Origin of the sequence: Enterobacter cloacae complex sp. IR5450 (assembly GCF_049238665.1) — a bacterium.
GTDB classification, from domain to species: Bacteria; Pseudomonadota; Gammaproteobacteria; order Enterobacterales; family Enterobacteriaceae; genus Enterobacter; species Enterobacter hormaechei_C.
Genome location: NZ_JBMKIC010000009.1, coordinates 121617 through 148492 on the forward strand (window position 1 = coordinate 121617; position 26876 = coordinate 148492).

Here is a 26876-nt window from a genome sequence, read left to right on the forward strand (position 1 = left end):
TTTCTTATGGACGCGGTTTCAGCATCAAGTTTACCTGCACCGTTGCCGATAGGCATGGAAACAACACAGCAGGTATTACACTTATGTTCAGATCCATTCGCGCCCGCATCATTGCCGCGACGACAGGCTGTCTGGTCGTCGCCCTTCTTCTTAATACCATTATTAACTTTCAGGTCACGCGCCAGGATAATCAGCAGTCGCAGCGCGATATTCTGACCAGCACCAGCGCCAGCCACAACATGGCGATTGCCGACTGGGTGAACAGCAAAATAACCGTCATCACTTCGGCGCAGTCGGTCGCGCTCAGCGACGATCCGGTTCCGGTGTTTAAACAGCTTGCACTGGCGGGTGGATTTACCAACGTCTACGTGGGTTATGCCAGCAAAACGGCTAAATTTTCTGACCCAACCGGGGTACCCGCTGATTACGATCCCACCCTTCGCCCGTGGTATCAGCAGGCCGTCAGCGCTGATGGCCCGGTAGTGACTGCACCCTATGTGGACGCGGGCACCGGGAAACTGGTGGTGACGTTCGCGGTACCGGTTAAAGAGCAAGGCGCCCTGAAAGCAGTGGTGGCGGGCGATGTGGCGATGGACAGCGTGGTGGCTAACGTGCGCGGTATTCACCCGACTCCGGCCAGCAGCGGACTGCTTTTGGACAGCAACGGCACCGTTATTGCCGGCAGCGATCCTGCGCTGACGCTTAAGCCTTTTACGGAGACGATCAAAGGGACCGATTTTGCCACCCTGAAAAGCGGCAACCTGGTTGACGGAACGTTTAACGGACGCGAAAAAACGTTCCTGGCCACCGCCGTACCGGGGACGCACTGGCTGCTGGTTGTGGCGCTCGATAACGGCGATGCCACCGCCGGGATGCGCTCATTGCTTAAAGCATCTGCACTGTCGCTGGCGATCCTCGCCCTGCTGAGCGGAGCCCTCATGCACCTCCTGATTGCCCGCCTGCTTAAGCGGCTGTCCGGTATCCGTGACGCGATGAACAGCATTGCCAACGGTACTAACGATCTGTCGCAGCGTCTGCCGGATAAGGGGGGCGATGAAGTGGCGCATATTGCGCAGGCGTTTAACGCCTTCAGCGATAAGCTTTCTGTGGTGATGGTCCAGCTGCGTGATGCCAGCGCCTCAGTGAAAAACGCAGCGCATGAGATTGCGGCAGGTAATCAGGATCTTTCCGGGCGTACCGAGCAGGCGGCATCAAGCCTTCGCGAAACCGCCAGCGCCGTGGAAGAGATCACGGCCTCCGTTACGCAGTCAAACGAGTCGGCAGCAGAAGCGAATGAACAGGCTAGCAAGGCCTCTGCCGCCGCATCCCGCGGCGGCGACGTCGTCGCTCAGGCCATCAGCACCATGCAGTCCATCGAACTGGCTTCCGCGAAAATCGGCGATATCACCAGCGTCATTGACGGCATCGCCTTCCAGACCAATATTCTGGCGCTTAACGCCTCGGTGGAAGCGGCACGTGCCGGGGAGCAAGGCCGTGGGTTCGCGGTCGTTGCGGGGGAAGTACGTAACCTGGCCAGCCGCAGCGCTCAGGCGGCGAAAGAGATCAAATCCCTTATTGATTCCACCACCGAAAGCGTTGCAACCGGCTCCCGGTTTGTGCACCTTGCGGGCGACAGCATGGATGAGATCCGCGCCAGCGTCGGGAGCGTGTCAGGCATAATGTGTGAAATATCTATTGCCACCCGCGAGCAGATGAAAGGGATCCATGAGATTAACCACGCGGTGACTCACCTGGATCGCATGGTGCAGCAGAACGCCGAGCTTGTTGTACAGTCTGCTGCGGCGGCCAGCGCGCTGCAAAGCCAGGCGGGCGACCTTGCTGAGACCGCTGGCCATTTCCGCATATAATTTTTCCCGGGCGCGCGTTAAGCAGGGTAAACGCGCGTCCGCTGAAAGGTTTCAGGGATTTTGTCATTTTTGTTTAATCGTTGCGCCATTTTTTGATCGAAATCAGCACCCCACCCCTGCCCCTTTGGTGTTATGCAATGAGTAAATTGTGAACAACATCACGCTCGGGATGGGCAAAAACGACGGGGTATAAAATGGCACGAGTTAAAACGAGTCTGAAACTGTTTGGCGGGGATACGGTAGTGGTGCGTTGCTCAGAGCGTTGCCGCATCCATCTGATGAGTACAAAAGGACAGAAGCAATCGCAGGCAGATATCCTTACCGTCCAGGACGATAAGGCCTGGCTGACGGTGCCTTACACCGGCACCTGGGATGTGCTGATCGACAGCCACAGCCAGTCGCTCGAACATTCCGTAAGTTACGTGGCGGCATAACCATAAACGCCCGGCCAGCCGGGCGTATTATCAGGCAAAACCTGGCCGCAGCGTATTGCTGAGCGGGTTCCCTTCCAGCAGCGCTTTCACCTTCACCACCAGCTCACTCAGACAGTCGTCCTGCATACCGAGACGCGTCAGCTCCTGATCGAGCGAGAAAAGGTACTGGGCGTTAGTACCCAGCGGTCCACTGGCGGCGGCAATCAGCGGGGCAATCACCTGGGTTCGGGTGTCGGCTTCATACAGCGGGTGGCGCGGATCCATAATGAACACCAGCGCGTTGACGGTGCGGCCGTCATCCAGTTCCAGCTTGCACCAGCTGGGCATATAGCAGCCCGTGATCATCTCGCGCTTCCACAGCAGCGTCAGCTCATCTTCCAGCGTGGTATCCGGCAGCCGGTATGCCACGCCCGTGGTGCGCCCGCCCTCTTTTAGTGCAAGCATGCGTCCTGGCTGGCACGCGCTGCCGCGTCCGGCGGTCAGGCGCAAACAAAAGGCGCGGTGCCACCCAGGCAGCGTTCCGGTTGCTGATTCAACAAATTCGAGCGCCGGGTTCCACATCAGCGAGCCGTAACCAAAGATCCAGACCGGGCCATCATCCGGGCGGCAGGCCAGCGTTGCCGCAAGCGACGCCGCACGTTGTTCAGCCGACCACAGAAGCGATTCCTCAATAGCACCAAATGCCGTCTTACAATCTGCCTTCATCAAGAAATCACGCGTTAACACATTCCACCTCCGCCACTGCATGCTTCCTTGCGACATCTGTAATTCGCCTTCCCGGCATTCTGTGCTGTTCATTTTAACAGCAGTTGAGCAACGATAAGCAATTCGCGGGCCAGATGCAATACAGCGGCAGATCAACCGCCTGAAATGTCAAAATGGAGGCAGCGTGTTATTTGGCGGCTATTTCTTTTTGTGCCATTTATCATCGTCCCCTTTCTCATAGTCATTTTTCACGGCGGCCCAGGCCACCTTATGCGCCGTCTCTTCACGGCTGGCATCGTCCCGGCGATCTTCTTTATCTTTGTACTGATCCCAGGCGCTGTTAAAGGCTTCTTTGTAGATATCCTGAGCGTGGGCAGGCAATACGTTTTGCACGTTATCCGGTAATTCGCTTTTCGATTTGTATGGCATCGTTAACCTCTCTTTTGGCTAAAAGATAAGTGTGGACGACGATACGCGAGGGTGCCACCCGACAGAAAGAAATGAACAATATAAAAATGCAATTCATTGTTATTAAACTAATATTTATGAGAGATAAGGCATTATAAGCCTCAGGCATAAGAATTATAATAAAGGGTAAAATTAAGTAAAAAATACAGGGTATTTAACAGATTTCTGTTAGTTTAATACCTTTAAAATCTATCTATAATTACAAGCACCTGCATTGTTGGAGAAACGCATGACAGCAACACACGAGGCGGTAAAAACCCGCCACAAGGAGACCTCTCTCATTTTCCCGGTTCTGGCACTGGCTGTGCTGCTCTTCTGGGGAAGCAGTCAGTCATTGCCAGTGGTTGTGGGGATCAATATTCTGGCTCTGGTGGGTATTTTAACCAGTGCATTTAGCGTGGTACGCCATGCGGATGTTTTAGCCCACCGTCTTGGAGAGCCGTATGGGTCATTAATTTTAAGCCTTTCGGTTGTGATTCTTGAAGTCAGTTTAATTTCCGCATTAATGGCCACCGGCGACGCCGCGCCAACGCTAATGCGCGATACGCTCTACTCCATCATTATGATTGTTACCGGCGGCCTGGTCGGTTTTTCACTTTTATTAGGTGGTCGCAAATTTGCCACCCAGTACATGAACCTCTTTGGCATTAAACAGTACCTGATCGCCCTGTTCCCGCTGGCGATTATTGTGCTGGTGTTCCCGATGGCGCTGCCGGGTGCAAATTTCACCACCGGCCAGGCGCTGCTGGTGGCGCTGATTTCCGCGGCGATGTACGGCGTGTTCCTGCTGATCCAGACCAAAACGCACCAGAGCCTGTTTGTTTACGAGCATGAAGACGACGGCGACGACGATGACCCGCATCACGGTAAGCCATCGGCGCACAGCAGCGCGTGGCATACGGTTTGGCTGATCGTGCATCTGATTGCCGTTATTGCTGTCACCAAGATGAATGCGAACCCGCTGGAGGCGCTGTTAACTGAACTGAACGCGCCGGTCGCCTTTACCGGTTTCCTGGTGGCCCTGTTGATCCTGTCGCCAGAAGGCCTGGGAGCGCTGAAAGCGGTGCTCAATAATCAGGTGCAGCGGGCGATGAATCTGTTCTTCGGCTCGGTTCTGGCGACCATCTCCCTTACCGTTCCGGTGGTGACGTTGATTGCCTTTATGACGGGAAATGAATTGCAGTTTGCGCTGGGTGCGCCAGAGATGATTGTGATGGTGGCATCCTTGCTGCTGTGCCAGATTTCCTTCTCCACCGGCCGCACCAATGTGCTGAACGGCGCGGCGCATATGGCGCTGTTTATTGCGTATCTGATGACAATATTTGCGTAATTTTTTTGCGGGGTGGCGCTGCGCTTACCCGGCCTACGAAACCCGTAGGCCCGCGCAAGCGTAGCGCCGCCGGGCAAAGAAAAACCCGCCGAAGCGGGTTTTTTTATTAGTTGCTGGTATCCAGCTCGTCGAAGCTCTTCACCAGATCGTCAATCGCTTTGATCTGTTTCAGGAACGGCTCCAGCTTATCCAGCGGCAGCGCGGATGGACCGTCGCATTTCGCGTTAGCCGGATCCGGGTGCGCTTCAATGAACAGACCCGCCAGGCCGGTTGCCATACCGGCGCGCGCCAGTTCGGTCACCTGCGCACGACGCCCGCCAGACGCGGCGCCAAACGGGTCGCGGCATTGCAGGGAGTGGGTCACGTCGAAAATCACCGGGGACTGGTTAGAGACGTTCTTCATCACGCTGAAGCCCAGCATATCCACAACCAGGTTGTCATAACCGAAGTTTGAACCACGGTCGCACAGGATAACCTGGTCGTTACCGCCTTCGATAAACTTGTCGACGATGTTACCCATCTGGCCTGGGCTCACGAACTGCGGTTTTTTCACGTTAATCACGGCACCGGTTTTCGCCATCGCTTCTACCAGGTCAGTCTGGCGAGCGAGGAACGCCGGAAGCTGAATCACGTCTACCACATCAGCCACCGGCTGTGCCTGAGACGCCTCGTGCACGTCGGTGATCACTTTCACGCCAAACGTCTGTTTCAGCTCCTGGAAAATCTTCATCCCCTCTTCCAGGCCCGGGCCACGGTAGGAGTGAATGGAGGAGCGGTTGGCTTTGTCAAAAGAGGCTTTAAACACGTACGGGATGCCCAGTTTTTGGGTCACGGTCACGTAGTGTTCGCAGATGCGCATAGCGAGATCGCGGGATTCCAGCACGTTCATACCGCCAAACAGCACGAACGGCAGGTCGTTTGCCACGTTGATATCACCAATGCTAACCACTTTTTGTTTCATAGGATCGCCTTATTCAGGTGTGAATCGGAATTAAGATTAATGCAGTGTAATGTGTTTATGCGCGATCGCGTTGATCTGCGCGCGGATCATCTCGCTGATCGGGTCTTCCGGACATTGCTCGACGAAATAATTTAAATCATTCAGCGCCACGTGCTCGCAGTCGAGCTGCGCATAAATCAGGCCGCGGTCGCGGATTTCGTACGGATCTTCCGGATTGAACTGCAACAGCACTTCGCTTGCGCGCAGGGCCAGCTCCATCTGACGCTCTTCCATCAGCGCAGACTTCAGCGTATCCAGGAGCTTGCGGATCACTTCGGCGTTATCGGCTTCATCGAGATCTTCATTGAACAGCTCAGCTATCGGGCTGATGTTGCCTTTCAGCCAGACGTCCAGCGTATGCTCATCCAGCGTGTCGCCGTTAAACGGATTGATTAACCACATCTCACCGTCCAGCCACTCCGCCCGCAAAATCATCTGCGTCGGGAAAATGACCGGCACCAGTGGAATCTCCAGCTCGTGCGCAACCCACAGTAAAATGGCGCCCAACGCGACGGCGCTGCCCTGACGATTTTTCAACACCTGGTCCAGCCACAGTGCGTCAGACAGGCGGTACACGCCTCGCGTTTCGCAGAAACCCCATTCGCCGTAGAAAAGCTCAATCAGCTTCTCTAATTGCCAGTCCTGCGGACGTGCCTGATTGATCTCTTCGCGCGCCAGGCTGACCAGATTCTCCAGTTCAGCGTAAACGTACTGTGACGTAAAATCGTCGCGGATCATCTCTGAAATCAGGATCATACCATCGCAGAGCGGCACTTTGTTAAATTCGAAATCGGCTAAGGACCTCATGACTTACCCCAGTAACGGTATTCTTGTGGTGGCGAGTTTAATGATGATGTACAGCACCACCAGACCCAGCAAAAAGGCGATAAACCCTGTCTGCTGGCTGCGCGGACGATGACGCCCAAGCGCGATAAAACCCAAAACGATGTAGATGATAACGCCAAACAGCTTTTCAGTCAGCCATGCGCCTTTATCAGTAAATGGCAGATAGCCGGTCTTCCACATTAACCCGGCTCCGGAAAGGAACAGCACCGTGTCGATACAGTGCGGGGCGATGCGTACCCAGCGGGCGTTAATCAGCGGATTGTTGTTGTAGCGCCACCAGTAGCGGGCAATAAAAAAGCCAATGGTCAGGGCAACGGAAACCAGGTGAACGGAGATCAGCAGCGTAAACAGGCTCATGACCGCTGCCCCAGCGTCAGACGTTCATTGCCGCCGTAATCCCGGCAGGTTTCCACGGCAGCGTATCCGGCATGCGTAAACAGCGCTCGCACCGCCTCTCCCTGCGTCCAGCCATGTTCCACCAGCAGCCAGCCACCGGGAAGCAAATGTTGTCGTGACGTTGTCACAATGCGATCGAGATCCGCAAGTCCCTGATTCGCAGCGACCAGCGCGGTCAACGGTTCAAAACGCACGTCCCCCTGCGCGAGATGCGGATCGTCTTCGTCGATGTAAGGCGGATTGCTGACAATCATTTCAAACATGCGGCTTTCAAGCGCGGCAAACCAGCTGCTTTGCAGAACGGAAACATTGTTCAGCCCCAGCCGTTCAACGTTGCGCCGCGCGAGGGCAACCGCATCAGGCATCACGTCTACCGCCGTCACGGTGCAGTCTGGCCGCTCGCTGGCAAGCGCCAGCGCAATCGCCCCGGTGCCGGTGCCGAGATCGAGGATCTGACACGGCTGCGCCGGTAACCGCGCCAGCGCCTGCTCCACCAGACACTCGGTGTCCGGGCGCGGGATCAGCGTGGCCGCTGAGACGTACAGTGGAAGGGACCAGAACTCGCGCTCGCCAACCAGATGCGCCACCGGCTCGCCGGTTTTACGGCGGGCAAGCAGCGTCTCCAGCTGCGATTGCTGTTCAGCGGTCAGCGCGGTTTCGCCGAAAGCCAGCAGATACGTGCGGGCTTTACCCGTCACATGCTCAAGCAGAATTTCGGCGTCACGCTTCGGGCTTTCACTTGCGGAAAGCTCACTGGCGGCATGGCGTAACCAGCGCTGAAAATCCATTAATCCTGCTCGGACAGTGCCGCCAGCTGGTCGGCCTGGTATTCCTGCACGATAGGCTCAATCAGCATATCGAGCTTGCCTTCCATTGCCTCATCCAGACGGTACAGCGTCAGGTTGATGCGGTGGTCGGTTACGCGCCCCTGCGGGAAGTTATAGGTGCGGTTACGATCGCTACGGTCGCCGCTGCCCAGCAGGTTACGGCGGGTAGAGGCTTCCGCCTGCTGGCGTTTCGCCATTTCCGCCGCGTGGATACGGGCGCCCAGCACGGATAACGCTTTAGCTTTGTTCTTGTGCTGGGAACGTTCATCCTGACACTCAACCACAATCCCGGTGGGCAGGTGAGTAATACGGATAGCGGAGTCGGTGGTGTTAACGTGCTGACCACCTGCCCCTGAAGAGCGGAAGGTGTCGATGCGCAGATCCGCCGGGTTGATATCCGGCAGTTCCGCTTCCGGCAGCTCCGGCATCACCGCCACCGTACAGGCCGAGGTATGAATGCGCCCCTGCGATTCCGTCGCAGGCACGCGCTGCACGCGGTGGCCGCCGGATTCAAATTTCAGTCGACCGTACACGCCGTCACCGCTGATCTTGGCGATAACCTCTTTGTAGCCGCCATGCTCGCCTTCGTTGGCGCTCATGATCTCCACGCGCCAGCGACGGGATTCGGCATAACGGCTGTACATACGGAACAGATCCCCGGCGAACAGCGCCGCTTCGTCGCCGCCGGTACCGGCGCGGACTTCCACAAAGGCGTTACGCTCATCGTCCGGATCTTTCGGCAGCAGAAGCACCTGAAGCTGCTGCTCCATCTCTTCTGAACGCGCTTTCGCATCCTGTAACTCTTCCTGCGCCATCTCGCGCATCTCAGGATCGTCGAGCATCATCTGCGCGGTTTCGATATCTTCCTGGACCTGTCGCCAGTCGGTAAAGCATTTTGAAACATCACTTAACTGCGCGTATTCACGCGACAGCGCGCGAAAACGTTCCTGGTCGGCAATGGTCCCGGCATCGCCGAGCAGCGCCTGGACTTCTTCATGGCGCTCGTGCAGAGCTTCCAGTTTAGCGACGATAGAAGGCTTCATAGGCGTAAATGCACCTTGTCTTAGAAAATGGGTATAGGGCGCTATTCCAGCCCGAGGCTGTTGCGCAGAATTGTCAGGCGTTCATCGTCCCCGTCACGGGCAGCCTGCTGAAGAGATTTGGTTGGGGCATGGATCAGGCGGTTGGTCAGTTTCCAGGCCAGATCCTGCATAATCGCCTGCGCGTCGCCGCCCTGTTCAAGGGCCGCTAACGCTTTGGCCGTCAGGTCATCACGCACCTGCTCCGCCTGACCGCGGTATTCGCGGATGGTCTCGCTGACGCTTTGCGCGCGCAGCCAGGCCATAAATTCGCTGGTTTCCTGTTCAACGATGGTTTCCGCCTGCACAGCCGCCGCTTTACGCTGGGCGAGGTTGTGCGAAATGATGCTTTGCAGGTCATCCACGCTGTACAGGTAGGCGTTCGCCAGTTTACCCACTTCCGGTTCAACATCACGCGGAACGGCGATATCCACCAGCAGCATCGGCTGATTGCGGCGGGATTTCAGCGCACGCTCGACCATCCCTTTCCCGATAATCGGCAGCGGGCTGGCGGTAGAGCTGATAATAATGTCCGCCTCTTTCAGACGTTCATCGATGTCGCTCAACGCAATCACCTCAGCGCCCACTTCATCTGCCAGCACCTGTGCACGTTCGCGGGTGCGGTTGGCGATGATCATCTTCTTCACCTTGTGTTCGCGAAGATGGCGCGCCACCAGCTCGATGGTTTCGCCCGCCCCCACCAGCAGTACGGTGACGGTCGACAGCGATTCGAAGATTTGACGGGCAAGGGTACAGGCCGCGAAAGCAACCGAAACCGCACTGGCGCCAATGTCGGTTTCGGTTCGCACACGCTTCGCCACGGAGAATGACTTCTGGAACATTCGTTCAAGTTCGCTGGCTTTCAGATGCCCTTTCTGGGAATCCGCGAAGGCTTTTTTCACCTGGCCGAGGATCTGCGGCTCGCCCAGCACCAGCGAATCCAGACCGCTGGCCACGCGCATCAGATGGCTGACCGCATCGTTATCCTGATGCCAGTACAGGCTGTTGCGCAGCTCTTCTTCGTTGAGGTTGTGGTAGTCACATAGCCAGCGGATCAGCGCCTCGTGAAGGTTGTCCTGCTCCTCCACGCTTAAATAGAGCTCGGTACGGTTGCACGTCGACAGCACCACGCCACCCTGCACCATCGGCTGTGCAAGCAGGCTGTCCAGCGCCAGGTCGAGCGTATCCGGCGAAAACGTAACGCGTTCTCGCAGTGAAACCGGGGCCGTTTTGTGGTTAATACCGAGTGCTAATAGGGTCATGTTGAGCGGGAGTAGTACCAGCGTTAATAAGGTTAGCAGGACGCATCATACAGGATGCGCGAGATCAATAAAAGAGACTGCCCCCTTTCGGAGTAATAGCTTACGCCACGCTTTGAGATAATTTGAACGTAGACGGTGGCACCCTTCAACGCTAGCATTAACAATTATAACTGCAACGTATCTCAAGGATTTGTCATCATTATGACCCGAATGATTCGCCTGCTGCCTCTGGCGGCCCTGGTTCTGACCGCCTGTTCCGTTCATCAGCCGAAAGGCCCGGGCAAAAGCCCTGACTCACCGCAGTGGCGCCAGCACCAGCAGGACGTGCTGAAATTAAGCCAGTATCAGACCCGCGGTGCATTTGCTTATCTCTCTGACGAGCAAAAAGTTTATGCTCGCTTCTTCTGGCAGCAAACGGGTCAGGACAACTATCGCCTGCTGCTGCTGAACCCGCTGGGCAGCACCGAACTGGAGCTGAACGCGAAGCCTGGCGAAGCGCAGATTACCGATAACAAAGGCCAGCACTACACGGCAACCGACGCCGAAGAGATGATTGGCAAGCTGACCGGGATGCCGATTCCGCTCAATAGTCTGCGCCAGTGGATCCTTGGCCTGCCGGGTGACGCAACCGACTACACGCTCGACGATCAATACCGTCTGAGCCAGGTAAATTACACCCAGGGCGGTAAAACCTGGAAAGTGGTGTACAGCGCGTATGACAGCAAGACTCAACCGTCGCTGCCGTCCAATATGGAGCTGACGCAGGGTAGCCAGCGTATCAAGCTGAAAATGGACAACTGGATCGTTAAATGATGACCCACTGGCCCTCTCCCGCAAAACTGAACCTGTTTCTCTACATTACCGGGCAGCGCGCTGACGGCTATCACACCCTGCAAACGCTGTTTCAGTTTGTCGATTACGGCGACACGATCTCCATCGAACCGCGTCAGGACGGGCAGATTCACCTGCTGACGCCGGTCGACGGCGTGGCGCATGAGGATAACCTGATCGTGCGCGCTGCTCGCCTTCTGATGAAAACGGCGTCGTCGTCGGGTCGTCTGCCAGCGGGAAGCGGTGCGGATATCCGTATCGACAAACGCCTGCCAATGGGCGGCGGTCTTGGTGGCGGTTCATCAAACGCCGCGACCGTACTGGTGGCGCTTAACCACCTCTGGGACTGCGGTCTGACGACGGACGAACTGGCAACGTTAGGATTGACGCTGGGCGCCGATGTACCGGTGTTTGTGCGCGGCCACGCGGCGTTCGCTGAAGGTGTCGGTGAAATCCTCACGCCGGTCGATCCGCCGGAAAAATGGTATCTGATCGTTCACCCTGGCGTGAGCATTCCTACCCCGGTCATCTTTAAAGATCCTGACCTGAAAAGAAATACCCCGGTACGGTCAATAAAAACGTTATTAAATTGTGAATTCAGCAACGATTGCGAGGATATCGCAAGAAAACGTTTTCGCGAGGTTGATGCGGTGCTTTCCTGGCTGTTAGAATACGCGCCGTCGCGCCTGACCGGTACAGGGGCCTGTGTCTTTGCTGAATTTGACACCGAAACCGCCGCCCGTCAGGTGCTTGAGCAAGCGCCGGTTTGGCTGCATGGTTTTGTAGCACGCGGGATGAACATCTCCCCCCTACAGCAGGCCATTCTGGCGCAGACTGAGTTTCGGTGACAACGTCACCCTGTTCCAGACGTTGCATCGCGCTCTTTAATACACCGCCTGGATAGCGTTTGCTTAGGCCCCGCAGTTTGCGGCGAACGCTATCCACCACTGGACGCATGCCTGAGGTTCTTCTCGTGCCTGATATGAAGCTTTTTGCTGGTAACGCCACCCCGGAACTAGCACAACGTATTGCCAACCGCCTGTACACTTCCCTCGGCGACGCCGCTGTAGGTCGCTTTAGCGACGGCGAAGTCAGCGTACAAATTAATGAAAATGTACGCGGTGGTGATATTTTCATCATCCAGTCCACCTGTGCTCCAACGAATGACAACCTGATGGAATTGGTTGTTATGGTCGACGCGCTGCGTCGTGCTTCTGCTGGCCGTATCACTGCTGTTATTCCTTACTTTGGCTATGCACGTCAGGACCGTCGCGTCCGTTCCGCGCGTGTGCCAATCACCGCTAAAGTAGTCGCTGACTTCCTGTCCAGCGTCGGCGTTGACCGCGTACTGACGGTCGACCTGCACGCAGAGCAGATTCAGGGCTTCTTCGACGTGCCGGTTGATAACGTATTCGGCAGCCCAATCCTGCTGGAAGACATGCTGCAACTGAATCTGGACAACCCGATTGTGGTTTCTCCAGACATCGGCGGCGTGGTACGTGCGCGTGCTATCGCGAAGCTGCTGAACGATACCGACATGGCGATCATCGACAAACGCCGTCCGCGCGCTAACGTTTCTCAGGTGATGCACATCATCGGTGACGTGGCTGGCCGTGACTGCGTGTTGGTGGACGACATGATCGATACCGGCGGTACGCTGTGTAAAGCCGCTGAAGCGCTGAAAGAGCGTGGTGCGAAACGCGTATTCGCTTACGCCACTCACCCGATCTTCTCCGGCAATGCGGTAAACAACCTCCGTAACTCCGTCATTGACGAAGTTGTGGTGTGCGATACCATTCCACTGAGCGACGAGATCAAAGCGCTGCCAAACGTGCGTACGTTGACTCTGTCCGGGATGCTGGCCGAAGCGATTCGTCGTATCAGCAACGAAGAATCGATCTCTGCAATGTTCGAACACTGATCGAACACGGCCAAAAAACCCGCTACGGCGGGTTTTTTTGTTTATAGTATTTATTTGTATGACTTATGCCTCCTTCACCTGCCATTCATATGACAGATGATGCGCACACGGATGATAGATAATTGTGAAAAAAGTAACCTCCTCACATGTTCTGCCCTTTCGCGCCCTCATCGACGCCTGCTGGAAAGAGAAATACACGTCGTCACGCTTTGTTCGTGACCTGATAGCCGGGATCACCGTCGGGATTATTGCCATCCCGCTGGCGATGGCGCTGGCGATTGGTAGCGGCGTCGCGCCGCAGTACGGGCTGTACACCTCGGCCGTTGCGGGGATTGTGATTGCGCTGACGGGCGGGTCCCGCTTCAGCGTCTCCGGCCCGACGGCCGCCTTTGTGGTGATCCTCTACCCGGTTTCCCAACAGTTTGGTCTGGCAGGCCTGCTGGTTGCCACCCTGATGTCCGGCATCTTTTTAATTCTGTTTGGTCTGGCCCGCTTTGGTCGCCTGATTGAATATATTCCCCTTTCCGTAACGCTGGGGTTCACCTCGGGGATTGGGATCACCATCGGGACCATGCAGATTAAGGATTTCCTCGGCCTGCAAATGACCCATGTTCCGGAGCACTATTTACAGAAAGTGGGCGCGCTGTTTATGGCGCTGCCGACGGCCAACCTGGGGGATGCAGCCATTGGCATCGTTACCCTCGGCACACTCATCGTCTGGCCTCGCTTAGGTATTCGTCTCCCGGGGCATCTGCCCGCTCTGCTGCTGGGCTGCGCGGTGATGGGCGCCGTCAACCTGCTCGGTGGACAGGTCGCCACCATTGGCTCCCAGTTCCACTATGTTCTGGCGGACGGCTCACAGGGCAGCGGCATTCCGCAGCTGCTGCCGCAGCTGGTTCTGCCGTGGGACATGCCGGGCTCCAGCTTCACCCTGAGCTGGGATTCCCTTCGCGCTCTGCTGCCCGCTGCATTCTCCATGGCAATGCTGGGCGCGATTGAATCTCTACTGTGCGCCGTTGTGCTCGACGGCATGACCGGCACTAAGCATAAAGCCAATAGCGAGCTGGTCGGCCAGGGCTTAGGGAACATCGTTGCACCGTTCTTCGGCGGTATTACGGCTACGGCTGCGATTGCCCGCTCCGCCGCGAACGTACGTGCGGGCGCGACATCACCGGTTTCGGCGGTCATTCACTCCCTGCTGGTGATCATGGCGCTGCTGATCCTTGCCCCGCTGCTTTCATGGCTTCCGCTCTCTGCCATGGCTGCGTTGCTGCTGATGGTGGCCTGGAACATGAGTGAGGCGCATAAGGTGGTTAACCTGCTGCGCCGCGCGCCGAAAGACGACATTATCGTGATGCTGATCTGCATGTCGCTGACCGTGCTGTTCGATATGGTTATCGCTATCAGCGTCGGCATAGTGCTGGCCTCGCTGCTGTTTATGCGCCGCATCGCGCAGATGACGCGTCTCTCCCCGGTTAACGTTGAGGTGCCTGACGATGTGCTGGTGCTGCGCGTGATTGGTCCGCTGTTCTTCGCCGCAGCGGAAGGTTTGTTCAGCGATCTGGAATCCCGCATCGCGGGCAAACGGATTGTGGTGCTGAAGTGGGATGCCGTCCCGGTGCTGGATGCCGGCGGTCTGGATGCCTTCCAGCGCTTTGTTGCCCGCCTGCCGGAAGGCTGCGAGCTGCGGATAAGTAACCTCGAATTCCAGCCCCTGCGCACCATGGCGCGCGCAGGCGTGCAGCCGATCCCTGGCCGATTGTCCTTCTACCCTAACCGTGAAGCTGCATTAGCGGATCTGTGAGTCATCTGATGCAGAGACGCGTCTTTGCATCATCACCCCGATCGCCTGCTGGAGCCATTCAAGCACGGCAGGCGTCATCCACGTGCCTTTCATCAGATGCGGCTCCTGCTGCATGGCGAGGCGAAATTTTTGCTGGGTCTGCGGGTTTGTTCCCGCATAGGACTGGAATAAAACCAGCCACTTTTCTGCCAGCTTTTGCGCATCGTCAGAAGCGAGACTGAGATTATCTCGCTGCGCCTGATGCAGCTTCGCCACCAGCGGCGGCCACTCCATCATCCGGTCAAAGTAGTGCGCCCGGGTAAAGGCCATCTCTTCGGCAGTGAGATATTTCTCCCAGATGCTGAGCTTTGATTCGGCAAACGCCCGCGTGATGTAATCAGTTATCTCCGGCGTAATGCCGGTTTGCTCCTGCATCTGCGGCTCCACGCTGTGCATCTCGTTCAGGCGGGTCAAAAATTCCGGTTTGCCTGCGGTATCCTGCTCCAGGCGTTCCATCCACCGTGAAGCCAAATCGGTCGCCCGCGCGTCCGTGACGCTGACGTTCTGTTCCAGCAAGTGTTTAACCTCCCTCACCAGCCCCGACCAGATATCCGCCAGCGCCTCTTTCTCTACCGCAAACGGCAGTTGCTGCAACTCTTCTTTGCTAAACCAGCGATCGTACATATTCATTAACTCCAGAGTCTGTAGCCAGGATTCCAGATCCGGCGTCGCATCGTCGGTCAGCCCGGTACGCAATTCCACCAGCCGGTTGCGCAGCGTATGGATGCTACGCAGTTGCTTGTCCAGCAGAGTGATTTGCCCGTCGAGTAATTCGGCTAATGACAGCGAACGCTGTTTCAGAAAATCCCTGATTTCGGCAAGCTCCAGCCCGGCTTTTGCCAGCGTCTGGATCATATGCAGACGCTGCACATCCGCCAGGTTATAAAGCCGGTAGCCTGCCGCGCTTCTGGCAGAAGGTAACAACAGCCCTGTTTGCTCGTAGTGATGCAAAGTCCGCACGGTGATCCCGGCACGTTTCGCCAGTTCTCCCACCTGTATCAACATAACGGCTCCTTTTGTTCTGCCAGTGTCGTTACTCTGAAGCCTTACGTTACGTGAGGGTCAATGCGTCATGCAAAAAAAAACGACTTCAGATGAAGTCGTTTCGGTGTTCTTTATGGGGCACTAGCTATGCTTGCGCTGGTCGCGGCGGCATCGTTTATCGTAATGACGCACCCACCAGTATTTATCGCAGACTTCCTCATGTCCGCTCACGCGCGCCCCGGCGAGCCACAGTACCGCACCGAGGAAGATACTCAGCACCGCGCCATGCGCAAAGTATTGTGGGAGGTCAAGCTGCGGTAATTGGTTTAAGATTGAATAACCGACACCGGCGACCATCACGAACAGTCCCAACCCCATTAGCACGTTACCGAGCATTGAAGCGTTTTTGCGTTTCATATGTCACCTCCGGAACTTTGGGTTGTCAGGGGAAAAGCCCCTTCTCCTTGTGTGTAAAGTATAGACAACGCCTCTTATATGAGTTGCGTGAATGATCACATTTACTGATAACTCCCGGACAAAAATTTACAAATAAGACATTGAACAGCTTGAAATTCTAATTGTTCAAAGAAGAAATTATTCGCATTTCGGTGTACAGCAGGCAGAACTTTGTCAAGCGGCGCGCCAGACAGTAAACTACGCGCCAGATCTGGAACCCATTAGGAAGTAAATCGTGACGATTAAACTGATTGTCGGCCTCGCCAATCCGGGCGCAGAGTATGCTGCTACCCGCCATAACGCCGGTGCCTGGTATGTTGATCTGCTGGCGGAGCGTTTGCGCGCTCCCCTGCGTGAAGAACCCAAGTTTTACGGGTATACCTCACGCATCAATCTTGCGGGTGCTGACGTGCGGCTGCTGGTGCCAACCACCTTTATGAACCTGAGCGGCAAAGCCGTGGCAGCTATGGCAACGTTTTATCGCATCAATCCGGATGAGATCCTGGTGGCCCACGACGAACTGGACCTGCCGCCAGGGGTGGCGAAGTTCAAACTGGGCGGCGGTCATGGCGGCCACAACGGCCTTAAAGACATCATCAGCAAACTGGGTAATAACCCTAATTTCCACCGTTTGCGCGTGGGAATCGGCCATCCGGGCGATAAAAACAAAGTTGTTGGTTTCGTACTGGGTAAACCCCCGGTTTCTGAGCAGAAGCTGATTGACGAAGCGGTAGACGAAGCGGCCCGCTGCACCGAGATTTGGCTTCAGGACGGCCTGACGAAAGCCACCAATCGACTGCACGCTTTCAAAGCGCAATAATCGGCGTTCTGGGGCTTTTTTACCGCGCGTCGCGCGGGTTACGTGTATAATAGGCGTAGTTATTTACTTTTCTTCAATCGGTTATCGTTAACGGATTGATTATCAAGATATTAAGGTGATTTAGAAATGGGATTCAAATGCGGTATCGTCGGTCTGCCAAACGTGGGCAAATCCACCCTGTTCAACGCGCTCACCAAAGCAGGTATTGAAGCGGCGAACTTCCCGTTCTGTACCATCGAGCCGAACACCGGCGTTGTGCCTATGCCCGATCCGCGTCTGGACCAGCTCGCGGAAATCGTGAAGCCGCAGCGCATTCTGCCCACCACCATGGAGTTCGTGGACATCGCGGGTCTGGTAAAAGGCGCATCCAAAGGTGAAGGCCTGGGCAACCAGTTCCTTACCAACATCCGTGAAACCGAAGCGATCGGCCACGTTGTGCGCTGCTTCGAGAACGACAACATTATCCACGTTAACAACAAAGTGGATCCGGCTGACGACATCGACGTCATCAACACCGAGCTGGCGCTCTCTGACCTCGACACCTGCGAGCGCGCAATTCACCGCGTGCAGAAGAAAGCCAAAGGCGGCGACAAAGACGCGAAAGCGGAACTGGCTGCGCTGGAAAAATGTCTGCCACAGCTGGAAAACGCGGGCATGCTGCGCGCGCTGAAAAACCTGACTGACGAAGACAAAGCGGCGATCAAATACCTGAGCTTCCTGACCCTGAAGCCAACCATGTACATCGCCAACGTTAACGAAGACGGTTTCGAGAACAACCCGTATCTGGACAAAGTGCGTGAAATCGCTGCGGCTGAAGGTTCTGTAGTGGTTGCGGTTTGCGCTGCCGTTGAATCTGATATTGCAGAGCTGGACGACGCCGATCGTGAAGAGTTCATGGCCGAGCTGGGTCTGGAAGAGCCGGGCCTGAACCGCGTGATCCGCGCGGGCTATGAGCTGCTGAACCTGCAAACCTACTTCACCGCTGGCGTAAAAGAAGTGCGTGCGTGGACCATCCCTGTGGGTGCGACCGCGCCTCAGGCGGCTGGTAAGATCCACACCGACTTCGAGAAAGGCTTCATTCGTGCGCAGACTATCGCGTTTGAAGACTTCATCACCTACAAGGGTGAGCAAGGCGCGAAAGAAGCAGGCAAGATGCGTGCGGAAGGGAAAGATTACATCGTTAAAGATGGCGACGTGATGAACTTCTTGTTTAACGTTTGATTTGAATGAAAAAAATCCACGCTTTGGCGTGGATTTTTTTATTGTGAGGTTAAAACACATTGTCTAAGAGATCAGTTTTCATGCTGGAATCTAAGGGAATGATTTCGGCAGACACAAGCCTAACGCCTGAAAAGAGCCCTCGCGCTAGCGCTCTTTAAGAGATGCAGGACTCTCAGATTTAGCGAGAATGACCCCACCAGTTCTTGGGATCCGTCTTCCGGAAGTCAGAAATATCCCCTCTGAATACCCTTTTTTAGTCACTCAACATGAGAAGGTATCGTTGGGTCAACCTCCTCAAGGGGTTTATATACGTCAATATGACAATGTAAACCGTAGTCATCTTTTTCCTCGTAGCCTTTTTTAAACTGCTTGATATAACTGCTGATACAGTTCCTTTTTTGCCACCGGTTATAGTTATCATTTTTTTGGCGCTTTTGAACTTAATACGCAGGGCCCGATTGAGACAACACGTTACGCTTCATATCCCAGGAATAAAACCAATCATGCCAGCCATTTTTTTTTGCTGGATAGCTACAGACAACGATCACTTCCTTTGACAGGTTGAATGTTAAGTAATAGAAAGTCGCACCTTCAGGAGGGGCAGACCAAAATAGTTTTTCGCCCTGCACATTGAAGATGGTCAAAACGGTTGGTAATGGCTTAGGCTCGCTTAACACAAAGACTAACTGGCGTGTTAAGTCGACCAATGCATAGCTTAAAAATGGCACACTAACCAGTATGTTACTTTCACCACATGCCCATTGAAGCAGGTCTTTTTCTTTAATACAAATGAGATTTTCAATCATTGGTAAACCTCAACGTTTAAAGTTTGATCTGCTTCAAATCACCTTCAAAAAGTCCCACAAGATATACCCGGTATCGGGCTGGCTGCACTTCTTTATACGTTAATATAGCGGAAAACTCTTTTAAACACTTTGAACATGTGTTTTTCGAAACATCTAATTGGCTTTCATCATAGCTATATTTCTTATGTTCACTATCAAGCTTCACACCTCTCATTTTCTTAACCAAAAAGCATTTTACCTCTTCTGTGAGCGTGTCAAACTCATATGAGTTTACGATAGAGTAGACTATTACCCCCTCGCATTCAGGGCATGTTATTTCCTTTCCATACTCTATGAAATCATTGTCAATGCCATCAAGGACTAATAACTTCTTTTTCAGTCGATTAGTAAGTTTCATTATTTAAATTTTAAGTTTATCAATAAAAAAGTAAGGCTATAAGAAATGGAGGATTTTATTAATCATTAACATCATTTAGTCAAACATTCCATTCTATATAAACACCACAATCGAAGCTTTTTTCATTAGACTGTACAACAATATTTCCCCATTCATGCCTCCATTGAAATCCATATGGGGGATTGTTAATTTTAAGATTAGGCTTTGATGTTATTTCATTCTCAACCCATACTGTCAAACGCTGCTGCTCATCCGATAAATTACTCAGACTAGCCCTTTTATCCCAATCCTCTAACGTTTTATAAAAACTTCCATCCTTACTAGTAAGGAATAATGATGGAGAAAAAGAAAATGCTGAAGGCCTCAGTTCCAAAATGAAAACTTGATCTTTCCATTTAACATTATCGATAGCGAAATAAAAAGGACCTACTGTAGTCAATGGCGAGAAAAAACTTGTAAAATGCGGAATTTTTAAAAGTATCAACATCTTTTAATTCGATGGGGTAGTTGTTAATTTCTACAAATCCAGTATGAACATCAAGTTTCATTTCTAACATATCTAAAACACCTTTTTTGGAAGTGACTACTTTATATTCCAAACTATATATACCCCATGATTAAATGACTTTGTCTCATATGAGACTGAAACCCGCCCCCACTCAAAGTTCCACCTAATGATGTCTGTTTCCGTGGTATCAGGCGTGTCCAGGTTCAGTGATTCTTTCAGCCAATCAGACAGGCTTTTCACTGATTCATTTAGCATGTGAACATTAGTTCGTGCATTCCAATCATTTAATGATTTATAGTATTGACTATTTTTATCAACAAGATGAAGCATAAAATGAAAACCATAGCACACCGGGCGTATAGTAACTTGAAATTCTTTATCGAAAAACATTACTGAGTCAACAAGGTAGTGATTCGACATATTTTTATTTACAGCTTTGCGTTTTACTAATTCGTGGTATAAATCACACTTACAAAAGCCTTCTTCAGTATCTATTTTTAAAGGAAGACCATCAAGGTTTAGCTCACCGGTAATCGGGTTGAATTTAAATTCAATCATGCGACCTGAAGCTTATTTTTATTTGTAATAAAAAATGGCACTACAATGCAGCGTTGAGCAGTTTCATCTAATATAAAAGAATTATCTATTTTGATATTGACGTTGGCTCCAAATGCGTCCTCTGGTAATGGGTCGAATATAACATAATCTTTGTGAAGAACAGCACCTTGAGAAACATTGCCTTTTCCCCAGTAATTCAGCTTTTCGTCATAGTCTCTGGATCGTAACAACATTTGACTATGTGAAATCAGTAGCTCAACTATTTGTATTTTTTTATCATTCATTACATTACCTCGATTTTTATTATCGTTCTACCGATAATGTGGGGTCAGTCCATTAAAAATAAAATGCTTGTGAAATTCTTTAAGGGGTTAATGATTAGCTGTAATATGAAAACTGATAGGGGAAGCACCCTTCCCCTGCTGCTCAAACTTTGAGCAGCATGTTAGTAACAAGCGCAAACCCTGAAACCCCCATTATAGTTTAATTAGGATATTCGGCAACAACTAACCGCCTGATTTAGTCCTCTCCATTATACAAATCACCAGCATAATTAAATATTTTCAATTATTTTTTTTCTGTGAGATCAGCGTAACTAATAATTTCCTAAACGCCATTGCTGATATTTTGATTGCCGGTAAAGATAATTTTCATCTCTTTACCGAGCCATTCCCAACCAAAAAAATATAAAAAACGAACGGAAAAATAAATCCCCCACGTAATTATCTGTCAACAAAAATAAAAGTAAATATACCGTATTAAATCTCCATCAACTTCATCAACAGTTCTGGTTTTGATTTTATTAAAGTCAGCTAAAATACCTTTCACTGGCACAGTAGACTTTGATATATCATCATAAAATGCTTTTTGTTGACTTTCCGGAACATATTTTTTTATTAAAAAAACAAGATTCTTTCGTAACTCTTCATCTGTCATCGCTTTTACTCCGGAATTATAGTAACACGTTCAAAAATAACAGGGTAATTACGTTCGATTGGTAGCAACTGTAATGCCCCACCTTTACCATACTCAGGATATGCACTGGTGAAAAGCTCATATCCAGGCCCTCGACCACCATTGGCAAGAGGTACTTGCACCTGAGGCACTCCATTTTTATACAGTTGTAATGTATCAAACTCACCTAATAAACGTGCATCACTCCATGAATCAGGATTACCTTTCTCATAAAAAATTTGATAGGCGTCCCTGGCTTCATGTGCAGATTTATATTTCGTATACCCAAAATAACTTAACGGGGCTGATTTATTTTCTATTGTCTGTGGAGCATATTTGCTATCCATATAACGATATGCTGTAGAAGGCATAGTCGAACTAGGGCCATTTGGACCAACATAGAAATCAGGTTTTGTTTTACCGCTACACTCGCGGCTCAACCCCCACGGATCCACCCACCCCAGCGCATTCGGCGCATACTGGTAAAGGTTTATCCCCCCCGCCAGCCCTATCGGGTCCTGCTGCGTAAACCTTCCGCAGTCCGGGTCATAATACCGGAACAGATTGTAGTGCAGCCCTGTCTCACGATCCAGGTATTGCCCCTGCATGCGCAGGTTCTGAGAATATCCTGATACCTGCGTCTCGCTTTCCCGCAGCAGCTTGCCCCAGGCGCTGTTCACCCCTTCCCAGCGCACCTGTCCTTCGCTATCCGTCATCCGCTCCGGCGTGCCGTTGGGCTGGCAGTGGAACCAGAAGATTTCCGGGGCATCAACGCCGTCGATACGCGCCAGCGGGTCGTAGCTGTCCTGATCGCTGTAGACGTAGGTCAGCGGCACATCCCCGTACACTTCCTGCAACAGCCGGAACCCTTCCCATACAAACCAGGTGGTGACTGGGTTACCGGTTGGCTGTCCGCCCACCATCTGGCGACGCGTTTTGCTGATGCGTCGCCCGAGCGGGTCATAGCGTAAGCAGGCCTGCGTCTGCGGCCTGTTGCGATTCCGCGGCTGGCTGATGACCTCCGTCAGGCGATGCTCGCTGTCGTAGCGGTAGTGCCAGCGGGTCTGGCCGTTATCCTTCTCCACGGTGCGGCCGTGGATGTCATAGCGCCAGCGAATGCCGTTCAGCTGCGTCAGGCGGTTGTGCGTGACCTTCTCAGCAGACTCTGCAAGCGATAAAGGTTCTGTAGTGGTAGCGTTTTGGAACGCGGTTGAATCCGATATCGCTGAAATGAACGACGCCGATCGTGAAGATTTCATGGCCGAGCAGGGTCTGAACCGCGTGATCCGCGCGGGCCATGAGATGCTCAGCCTGCAAACCTACTTCACCGCGGGCGTAAAAAAAGTGCGTGGACCATCCTGTGGGTGCGACTGCGCCTCAGGCGGCCGATAAAATCCACACCGATTTCGTGAAAGGCTTTATTCGTACACAGACTATCGTGTTTGAAGACTTTATCACCTACAAGGGAGAGCAAGGCGCGAAAGAAACAGGCAAGATGCGTGCGGAAGGCAAAGATTACATCATTAAAGATGGCGATGTGATGAACTTCTTGTTTAACCTTTGAGTTGTTTTTAATGGGAAAAATCCCCGCTTGGGCGTGGATTTTTTTTTACATGGTAAAGAGAATGATGTCGGCAGTCGCAAATTTTAACGTCTGAAAAGGGTGCTGGTGTAAACGCTCTGCTGGTCAGGCAAGTCTCTCACCTTTATCAGGTATACCCCCTTTGCGTACGCCAGTTTCAGGCACTCTTGTCGCTGTAATTTTAATGTTAAATGTGAATTTAGTACGAAGGTCCTGATCTAGACAACGCGTTACGCTTCATATCCCAAGAATAAAACCAATTATGCCAGCCATTTTGTATTACTGTAAAATTACATACAACAACCACTTCCTTTGACTGGTTTAATGTTAAGTAATAGAAAATAGCACTTTCAGGAGATGCAGACCAAAATAGTTTTTCACCCTGAGCGTTGAAGATGGTCAAAACGATTGGTAACGGCTTTGTCTCGCTTAACACAAACACAAATTGGCGTGTTGAATCGACCATTGCATTGTCTAAAAATGGTTTGCCGAAAATATATTTTATCCTTTAGCGATCAAAACGCTTCTATGATCAGTTTCATTTTTTATCCAGAACATTTCATCTTGAGGTAACGATCCATTACTGCAAAAATCAACAAGTTCACCTTGCCAACTATCAGGAACATATTCTTGATAATGCATACTCTCAACATATTCCGAATATAATCTTTTATTATCAAAGTCTATAAATAAATCCGGCATAAGTTCATATATATCCCACCAAATTGTTTTTTGCGAAAGCCTTTTATAAAACTCCTCAGCAATGTCATCCTTATCGTATGAATAACCATCGTTAATTAAACCATCAATGAATATCTGCGCGTTTTCTTCATTTACAACTGGTATGTCATATCTTTCCTTATGGGTATTCTGTAGGTTTATTTCCACCCCACTTTTCACAAAATCCTCTACCCATTTTACTCTGTCTAAGACCCACATTTCCTTGAACGCAACGAACCAATAAAATCTTCCTTCATACTTAACTATCACAAGGAGTTCGTCATCTTTATTGATATTCATATAGTAACCTATCTTACATTCCCGGAGCCTGGAATCGCTACTTCTTCAAGCCATTCTGCCCATATTGATGGTAATTCACACGACCTACTTGGCGTTGTCGGATCCACGCGTAATGTTTGATTTTTTTATAGAGTAACGAACTTATCCCTTTTGCGCAGATAGAACTCTAGATATTTTTTAGGTCTATCCTGAAACGCACGCTCTTTGCTGTAGTTATAAGCATCGTTAAAATATTTATACGCTTCCTCGAATTGATTTAACACATAACAGACCATGCCGAGATCGATTAAGGGTGCAGTGTCTATATCCGATCCACGTGTCCGTAATGTCGTTTTTCCCCATTTGTTTTCCTCAGCATAATCCGCAAGATCAAAACATGCGCTGTACATGCAGGCAGCGATCCAGTTGGCGAGTTCCCATTCGAGCTTTGGCTCAGGAAGCGCTTGCCAGGCTTTTTGGTTTTGCTCTAAAGCCTCGGCGTATTTTTGGTTGTCGTGAAACTCGTTCCCTTGATCAATAGTATATTGTTATAGATATTATAATACTTAAGATCTTGTCCTTTTAAATAAAAAACTTTGCCTAAGAAACCGCCAAAAACACCATAATCTATGGTTAAATTTTATTTAAAATTATAAAGTTATTACATTGCAATCAATCATTTTATAGCAAATATTTTTTAGTATTAAGGACTCTATAACATTCCAATCACCACCACCGAGGCCAGCTCCTATCCTTGGCATTTGTATAGAAAGGCGATTAACTAAAGCAAAGTCAGATAATTTTTCAAGACAAACTTTCAGAGAGTCATAACATACGTATTGTTTTTTGTCGTTGATATTTTTCTTTATACCAACCTGCGCATACATATTCGCAATAAATATCTCCTCCTGAGCATCAACCATAACAAAATCAACCACCCCTAATTCTGGGAAGTTATTTTCTTTGAAGCAACTAAGATAGCTTTTTTTTGCCGCAGGATATTTATTTGAAAGGGACAGAACAAAACCTTTACCCCACTTCCCTTTATTATTCACAATATGAGCAATAACTGTGGATTTTTTCAAAGGTTCCACAGCATCTCCAGACAAGTATTTTATTCGCTTTTTTCTTGCAATGAACCCGTTGATGTTTGCCAGAAAACTTCAAATTCCTCATTTGAAATTTCTTCGGCGTCACTTAAGTTCAGGTCGCTTTTCTTACCATCATACAGCAGGAAGCCAACTTTTTCTTTTTTATCTAGCAAAGAGGAAGAAGCATAATAATTTCCATCTATAATATTTATTTGTCGCGTGGCTACTTCTCCTATGAACTCATTGAGAATAGTCCCTTCACCTGCAATAAAATCAACACTTCCTTTATAATATATTTTCACCTCAACCACAACTCCTCCCACTTTTAACAATTCTTTTAGAGACAACGAGATCTTTTGTGTTTAAGATCAAAAATGTATTTTTCCGGGGTTCAATTACATCTAAGCCAGTTACATCTAATTTTACCTGTAACGCTTGATGATAACCCAAAGGATCACCTCTATATTGATTGACTGTTGGGAATGTCACAATGTATGAGGGTAACGGAAGCTGACCTGCGTCCGCGGCCTGTTACGGTCCCGCAGCTGGCTGATGACCTCCGTCAGGTGATGTTCACCGTCATAACAGTAGTGCCAGCGAATGACGTTCAGCTGCGTCAGACGGTTGTGCGTGACCTTCTCAGCAGAGTCTTCAAGCGGTAAAGGTTCTGTAGAGGTAGCGGTTTACGCCGCGGTTGAATCCGATATCGCTGAAATCATCGACGGCGACCATAAAGAGTTCATGGCCGAGCGGGGGCTGAACCGCGTGATCCGCGCGGGCTATGAGCTGCTCAGCCTGCAAACCTACTTCACCGCGGGCGTGAAAGAAGTGAACGCGTGAATTATCCCTGTCGGTGCGACTGCGCCTCACGCGGCCGGTAAGATCCACACCGACTTTGAGAAGGGCTTCATTCGTGCGCAGACTATCGCGTTTTAAGACTTTATCACCTGCAAGGGTGAGCAAGGCGCGAAAGAAGCAGGCAAGATGCGTACGGAAGGGAAAGATTACTTCGTTAACGAGGTTCATGTGGTGAACTTCTTGTTTAACGTATGATTTTTTTTCATTCGATTTAGTTATTATTAACTTTAAAAAAACCCCTCTTTTAGAGGATTGTATTTTTTCCCTCCCCAAGGGTCGTCTAATAAAAACTTAGCAGGGATTGCTTCTTTTTCAGGCACAAGAGTAAAATTATAATAAATCTCGCCCCCTTCACAAACCTCATAAAAGAGCGAATAAATCTTGCCGGTTACGTTAATGCTTACATCAAATTTCTCTGTCGCAGATGCGATCTGGATCTTATTTTTATCCGTAATAAAAAATGGAACAACAATGCAGCGTTGTGCATTTTGATCTAATTTAAAAGCATTATCTATTTTGATATTGACGTTTGCTCCAAATGCGTCCTCTGGTAATGGATCGAATACAACATAATCCTTGTGTAAAACAGCGCCTTGAGAAACATTACCTTTTCCCCACTGACTCAGCTTTTCGTCATAGTCTCTGGATCGTAACAATATTTGACTATGTGAAATTAGCAGATCTACTGTTTGCATGATCTTATCACTCATTATATTCCCTAGACTTTTATTCTTGTTCCATATGATTGTTAGGTAATGCTGCCAACTTACTGATTTAGTGTATGATGGTGATTTTAAGGTGCTTGCGTGGCTTCCATTTCCATCAGATGTCC

The 26876-nt window shown here is 51.1% G+C and carries 28 protein-coding genes and 5 pseudogenes; 11 read left to right on the top strand and 22 right to left on the bottom strand.

From position 1 onward, the window contains the following. Window positions 1–83 precede the first annotated feature (83 nt). Entirely contained in the window at window positions 84–1868 is a 1785-nt protein-coding gene (locus ACOTYB_RS10040) for a methyl-accepting chemotaxis protein (RefSeq protein ID WP_409248841.1), read from the top strand. 194 nt (window positions 1869–2062) lie between these two features. After that, entirely contained in the window at window positions 2063–2302 is a 240-nt protein-coding gene (locus tag ACOTYB_RS10045) for a hypothetical protein (protein WP_015570352.1), read from the top strand. A gap of 30 nt (window positions 2303–2332) precedes the next feature. Here ACOTYB_RS10045 and ACOTYB_RS10050 read toward each other — a convergent pair whose 3' ends face one another. Continuing rightward, window positions 2333–3028 (bottom strand): gamma-glutamylcyclotransferase, encoded by a 696-nt coding sequence (locus ACOTYB_RS10050; RefSeq protein WP_017384255.1) that lies wholly within the window; start codon window positions 3026–3028, stop codon window positions 2333–2335. Window positions 3029–3205: 177 nt separating this feature from the next. Beyond that, window positions 3206–3436 carry a putative cation transport regulator ChaB gene (gene chaB, locus ACOTYB_RS10055; protein ID WP_003856674.1) on the bottom strand — a complete coding sequence of 77 codons (231 nt, stop codon included), beginning with the start codon at window positions 3434–3436 and terminating at the stop codon, window positions 3206–3208. Between the two features lie 268 nt (window positions 3437–3704). Here chaB and chaA point away from each other — a divergent pair, with 268 nt between their 5' ends. Then, a complete protein-coding gene (gene chaA, locus ACOTYB_RS10060; RefSeq protein ID WP_003856672.1) occupies window positions 3705–4805 on the top strand; it encodes a sodium-potassium/proton antiporter ChaA in 1101 nt (366 codons plus the stop codon). Window positions 4806–4911: 106 nt separating this feature from the next. Here the strand turns inward: chaA and kdsA are convergent, their stop codons facing one another. The 6 genes from kdsA to hemA are packed head-to-tail and all read right to left on the bottom strand — an operon-like array spanning window position 4912 to window position 10215. Next, window positions 4912–5766: a 3-deoxy-8-phosphooctulonate synthase gene (kdsA, locus tag ACOTYB_RS10065; RefSeq protein WP_003856671.1), complete on the bottom strand. Its 855-nt coding sequence runs from the start codon at window positions 5764–5766 to the stop codon at window positions 4912–4914. 36 nt (window positions 5767–5802) lie between these two features. After that, window positions 5803–6612 carry an invasion regulator SirB1 gene (gene sirB1 / locus ACOTYB_RS10070; protein WP_220153121.1) on the bottom strand — a complete coding sequence of 270 codons (810 nt, stop codon included), beginning with the start codon at window positions 6610–6612 and terminating at the stop codon, window positions 5803–5805. Between the two features lie 3 nt (window positions 6613–6615). After that, window positions 6616–7008 carry an invasion regulator SirB2 gene (gene sirB2 / locus ACOTYB_RS10075; protein WP_003856669.1) on the bottom strand — a complete coding sequence of 131 codons (393 nt, stop codon included), beginning with the start codon at window positions 7006–7008 and terminating at the stop codon, window positions 6616–6618. Further along, entirely contained in the window at window positions 7005–7835 is an 831-nt protein-coding gene (gene prmC / locus ACOTYB_RS10080; RefSeq protein ID WP_045343242.1) for a peptide chain release factor N(5)-glutamine methyltransferase, read from the bottom strand. Before prmC ends, sirB2 begins: the two co-directional genes overlap by 4 nt. Continuing rightward, window positions 7835–8917, bottom strand: a complete 1083-nt coding sequence (prfA, locus tag ACOTYB_RS10085) for a peptide chain release factor 1 (RefSeq protein ID WP_003856667.1) — start codon at window positions 8915–8917, stop codon at window positions 7835–7837. The genes prmC and prfA overlap by 1 nt, the downstream gene beginning before the upstream one ends. 41 nt (window positions 8918–8958) lie before the next feature. Further along, complete coding sequence (hemA, locus tag ACOTYB_RS10090) at window positions 8959–10215, bottom strand: glutamyl-tRNA reductase (protein ID WP_003856666.1); 1257 nt, start codon at window positions 10213–10215, stop codon at window positions 8959–8961. Window positions 10216–10416: 201 nt separating this feature from the next. Between hemA and lolB the strand changes: the two genes are divergently transcribed. From lolB to dauA, 4 genes are all read left to right on the top strand, one after another. Further along, on the top strand, window positions 10417–11028 hold the full coding sequence (lolB, locus tag ACOTYB_RS10095) for a lipoprotein insertase outer membrane protein LolB (RefSeq protein ID WP_003856665.1): 612 nt from the start codon (window positions 10417–10419) through the stop codon (window positions 11026–11028). Further along, window positions 11025–11894 (top strand): 4-(cytidine 5'-diphospho)-2-C-methyl-D-erythritol kinase, encoded by an 870-nt coding sequence (gene ispE, locus ACOTYB_RS10100; RefSeq protein WP_047054879.1) that lies wholly within the window; start codon window positions 11025–11027, stop codon window positions 11892–11894. Before lolB ends, ispE begins: the two co-directional genes overlap by 4 nt. Before the next feature lie 125 nt (window positions 11895–12019). Beyond that, complete coding sequence (gene prs, locus ACOTYB_RS10105; protein WP_003856663.1) at window positions 12020–12967, top strand: ribose-phosphate diphosphokinase; 948 nt, start codon at window positions 12020–12022, stop codon at window positions 12965–12967. 124 nt (window positions 12968–13091) lie between these two features. Further along, window positions 13092–14771 (top strand): C4-dicarboxylic acid transporter DauA, encoded by a 1680-nt coding sequence (dauA, locus tag ACOTYB_RS10110; RefSeq protein ID WP_126524869.1) that lies wholly within the window; start codon window positions 13092–13094, stop codon window positions 14769–14771. Here the strand turns inward: dauA and ACOTYB_RS10115 are convergent. Beyond that, window positions 14757–15815, bottom strand: coding sequence for a MerR family transcriptional regulator (locus ACOTYB_RS10115; protein WP_220153123.1), 1059 nt, complete (start codon window positions 15813–15815; stop codon window positions 14757–14759). The genes dauA and ACOTYB_RS10115 overlap by 15 nt on opposite strands. A 120-nt stretch (window positions 15816–15935) precedes the next feature. Beyond that, window positions 15936–16211, bottom strand: coding sequence for a stress-induced protein YchH (gene ychH / locus ACOTYB_RS10120; RefSeq protein WP_003856655.1), 276 nt, complete (start codon window positions 16209–16211; stop codon window positions 15936–15938). 274 nt (window positions 16212–16485) lie between these two features. Between ychH and pth the strand changes: the two genes are divergently transcribed. Both pth and ychF read left to right on the top strand, forming a co-directional pair. Continuing rightward, window positions 16486–17070, top strand: coding sequence for an aminoacyl-tRNA hydrolase (pth, locus tag ACOTYB_RS10125; RefSeq protein ID WP_006810922.1), 585 nt, complete (start codon window positions 16486–16488; stop codon window positions 17068–17070). 126 nt (window positions 17071–17196) lie between these two features. After that, window positions 17197–18291, top strand: coding sequence for a redox-regulated ATPase YchF (ychF, locus tag ACOTYB_RS10130; protein ID WP_003856650.1), 1095 nt, complete (start codon window positions 17197–17199; stop codon window positions 18289–18291). Between the two features lie 49 nt (window positions 18292–18340). Here ychF and ACOTYB_RS10135 read toward each other — a convergent pair. From ACOTYB_RS10135 to ACOTYB_RS10165, 7 genes and pseudogenes are all read right to left on the bottom strand, one after another. Then, window positions 18341–18631 (bottom strand): annotated as a pseudogene (locus ACOTYB_RS10135) (YciI family protein). A gap of 100 nt (window positions 18632–18731) precedes the next feature. Beyond that, window positions 18732–19097 (bottom strand): hypothetical protein, encoded by a 366-nt coding sequence (locus tag ACOTYB_RS10140; RefSeq protein ID WP_003856647.1) that lies wholly within the window; start codon window positions 19095–19097, stop codon window positions 18732–18734. 476 nt (window positions 19098–19573) lie between these two features. Then, window positions 19574–19981 carry a hypothetical protein gene (locus tag ACOTYB_RS10145; protein ID WP_223307894.1) on the bottom strand — a complete coding sequence of 136 codons (408 nt, stop codon included), beginning with the start codon at window positions 19979–19981 and terminating at the stop codon, window positions 19574–19576. Between the two features lie 96 nt (window positions 19982–20077). Then, window positions 20078–20560, bottom strand: coding sequence for a hypothetical protein (locus tag ACOTYB_RS10150; RefSeq protein WP_023314281.1), 483 nt, complete (start codon window positions 20558–20560; stop codon window positions 20078–20080). After that, window positions 20557–20844: a competence protein ComJ gene (gene comJ / locus ACOTYB_RS10155; protein ID WP_023314282.1), complete on the bottom strand. Its 288-nt coding sequence runs from the start codon at window positions 20842–20844 to the stop codon at window positions 20557–20559. The genes ACOTYB_RS10150 and comJ (ACOTYB_RS10155) overlap by 4 nt, the downstream gene beginning before the upstream one ends. A 445-nt stretch (window positions 20845–21289) precedes the next feature. Further along, a complete protein-coding gene (locus ACOTYB_RS10160; RefSeq protein WP_126524868.1) occupies window positions 21290–21496 on the bottom strand; it encodes a hypothetical protein in 207 nt (68 codons plus the stop codon). 5 nt (window positions 21497–21501) lie between these two features. Beyond that, a pseudogene (locus ACOTYB_RS10165) lies at window positions 21502–22686 on the bottom strand (RHS repeat domain-containing protein); the annotation flags it as partial. On the opposite strand from ACOTYB_RS10165, the pseudogene ACOTYB_RS10170 reads away from it, so the two are divergent. Next, a pseudogene (locus tag ACOTYB_RS10170) lies at window positions 22682–23078 on the top strand (DUF933 domain-containing protein); the annotation flags it as partial. The pseudogenes ACOTYB_RS10165 and ACOTYB_RS10170 sit on opposite strands and share 5 nt — an antisense overlap. 519 nt (window positions 23079–23597) lie before the next feature. On the opposite strand, the gene ACOTYB_RS10175 reads toward ACOTYB_RS10170, so the two are convergent. From ACOTYB_RS10175 to ACOTYB_RS10190, 4 genes and pseudogenes are all read right to left on the bottom strand, one after another. Next, entirely contained in the window at window positions 23598–24116 is a 519-nt protein-coding gene (locus ACOTYB_RS10175; protein ID WP_104469265.1) for a hypothetical protein, read from the bottom strand. Window positions 24117–24745: 629 nt separating this feature from the next. Beyond that, window positions 24746–25189 (bottom strand): macro domain-containing protein, encoded by a 444-nt coding sequence (locus ACOTYB_RS10180; protein WP_250018324.1) that lies wholly within the window; start codon window positions 25187–25189, stop codon window positions 24746–24748. A 20-nt stretch (window positions 25190–25209) separates the two neighbouring features. Continuing rightward, on the bottom strand, window positions 25210–25533 hold the full coding sequence (locus ACOTYB_RS10185; RefSeq protein ID WP_230683270.1) for a hypothetical protein: 324 nt from the start codon (window positions 25531–25533) through the stop codon (window positions 25210–25212). A 153-nt stretch (window positions 25534–25686) separates the two neighbouring features. Continuing rightward, window positions 25687–25845: pseudogene (locus tag ACOTYB_RS10190) on the bottom strand (RHS repeat protein); the annotation flags it as partial. On the opposite strand from ACOTYB_RS10190, the pseudogene ACOTYB_RS10195 reads away from it, so the two are divergent. Beyond that, window positions 25832–26239 (top strand): annotated as a pseudogene (locus ACOTYB_RS10195) (DUF933 domain-containing protein); the annotation flags it as partial. The pseudogenes ACOTYB_RS10190 and ACOTYB_RS10195 overlap by 14 nt on opposite strands. 32 nt (window positions 26240–26271) lie before the next feature. On the opposite strand, the gene comJ (ACOTYB_RS10200) reads toward ACOTYB_RS10195, so the two are convergent. Continuing rightward, on the bottom strand, window positions 26272–26876 hold a 605-nt coding region (comJ, locus tag ACOTYB_RS10200), incomplete at its 5' end, for a competence protein ComJ (protein ID WP_421765801.1).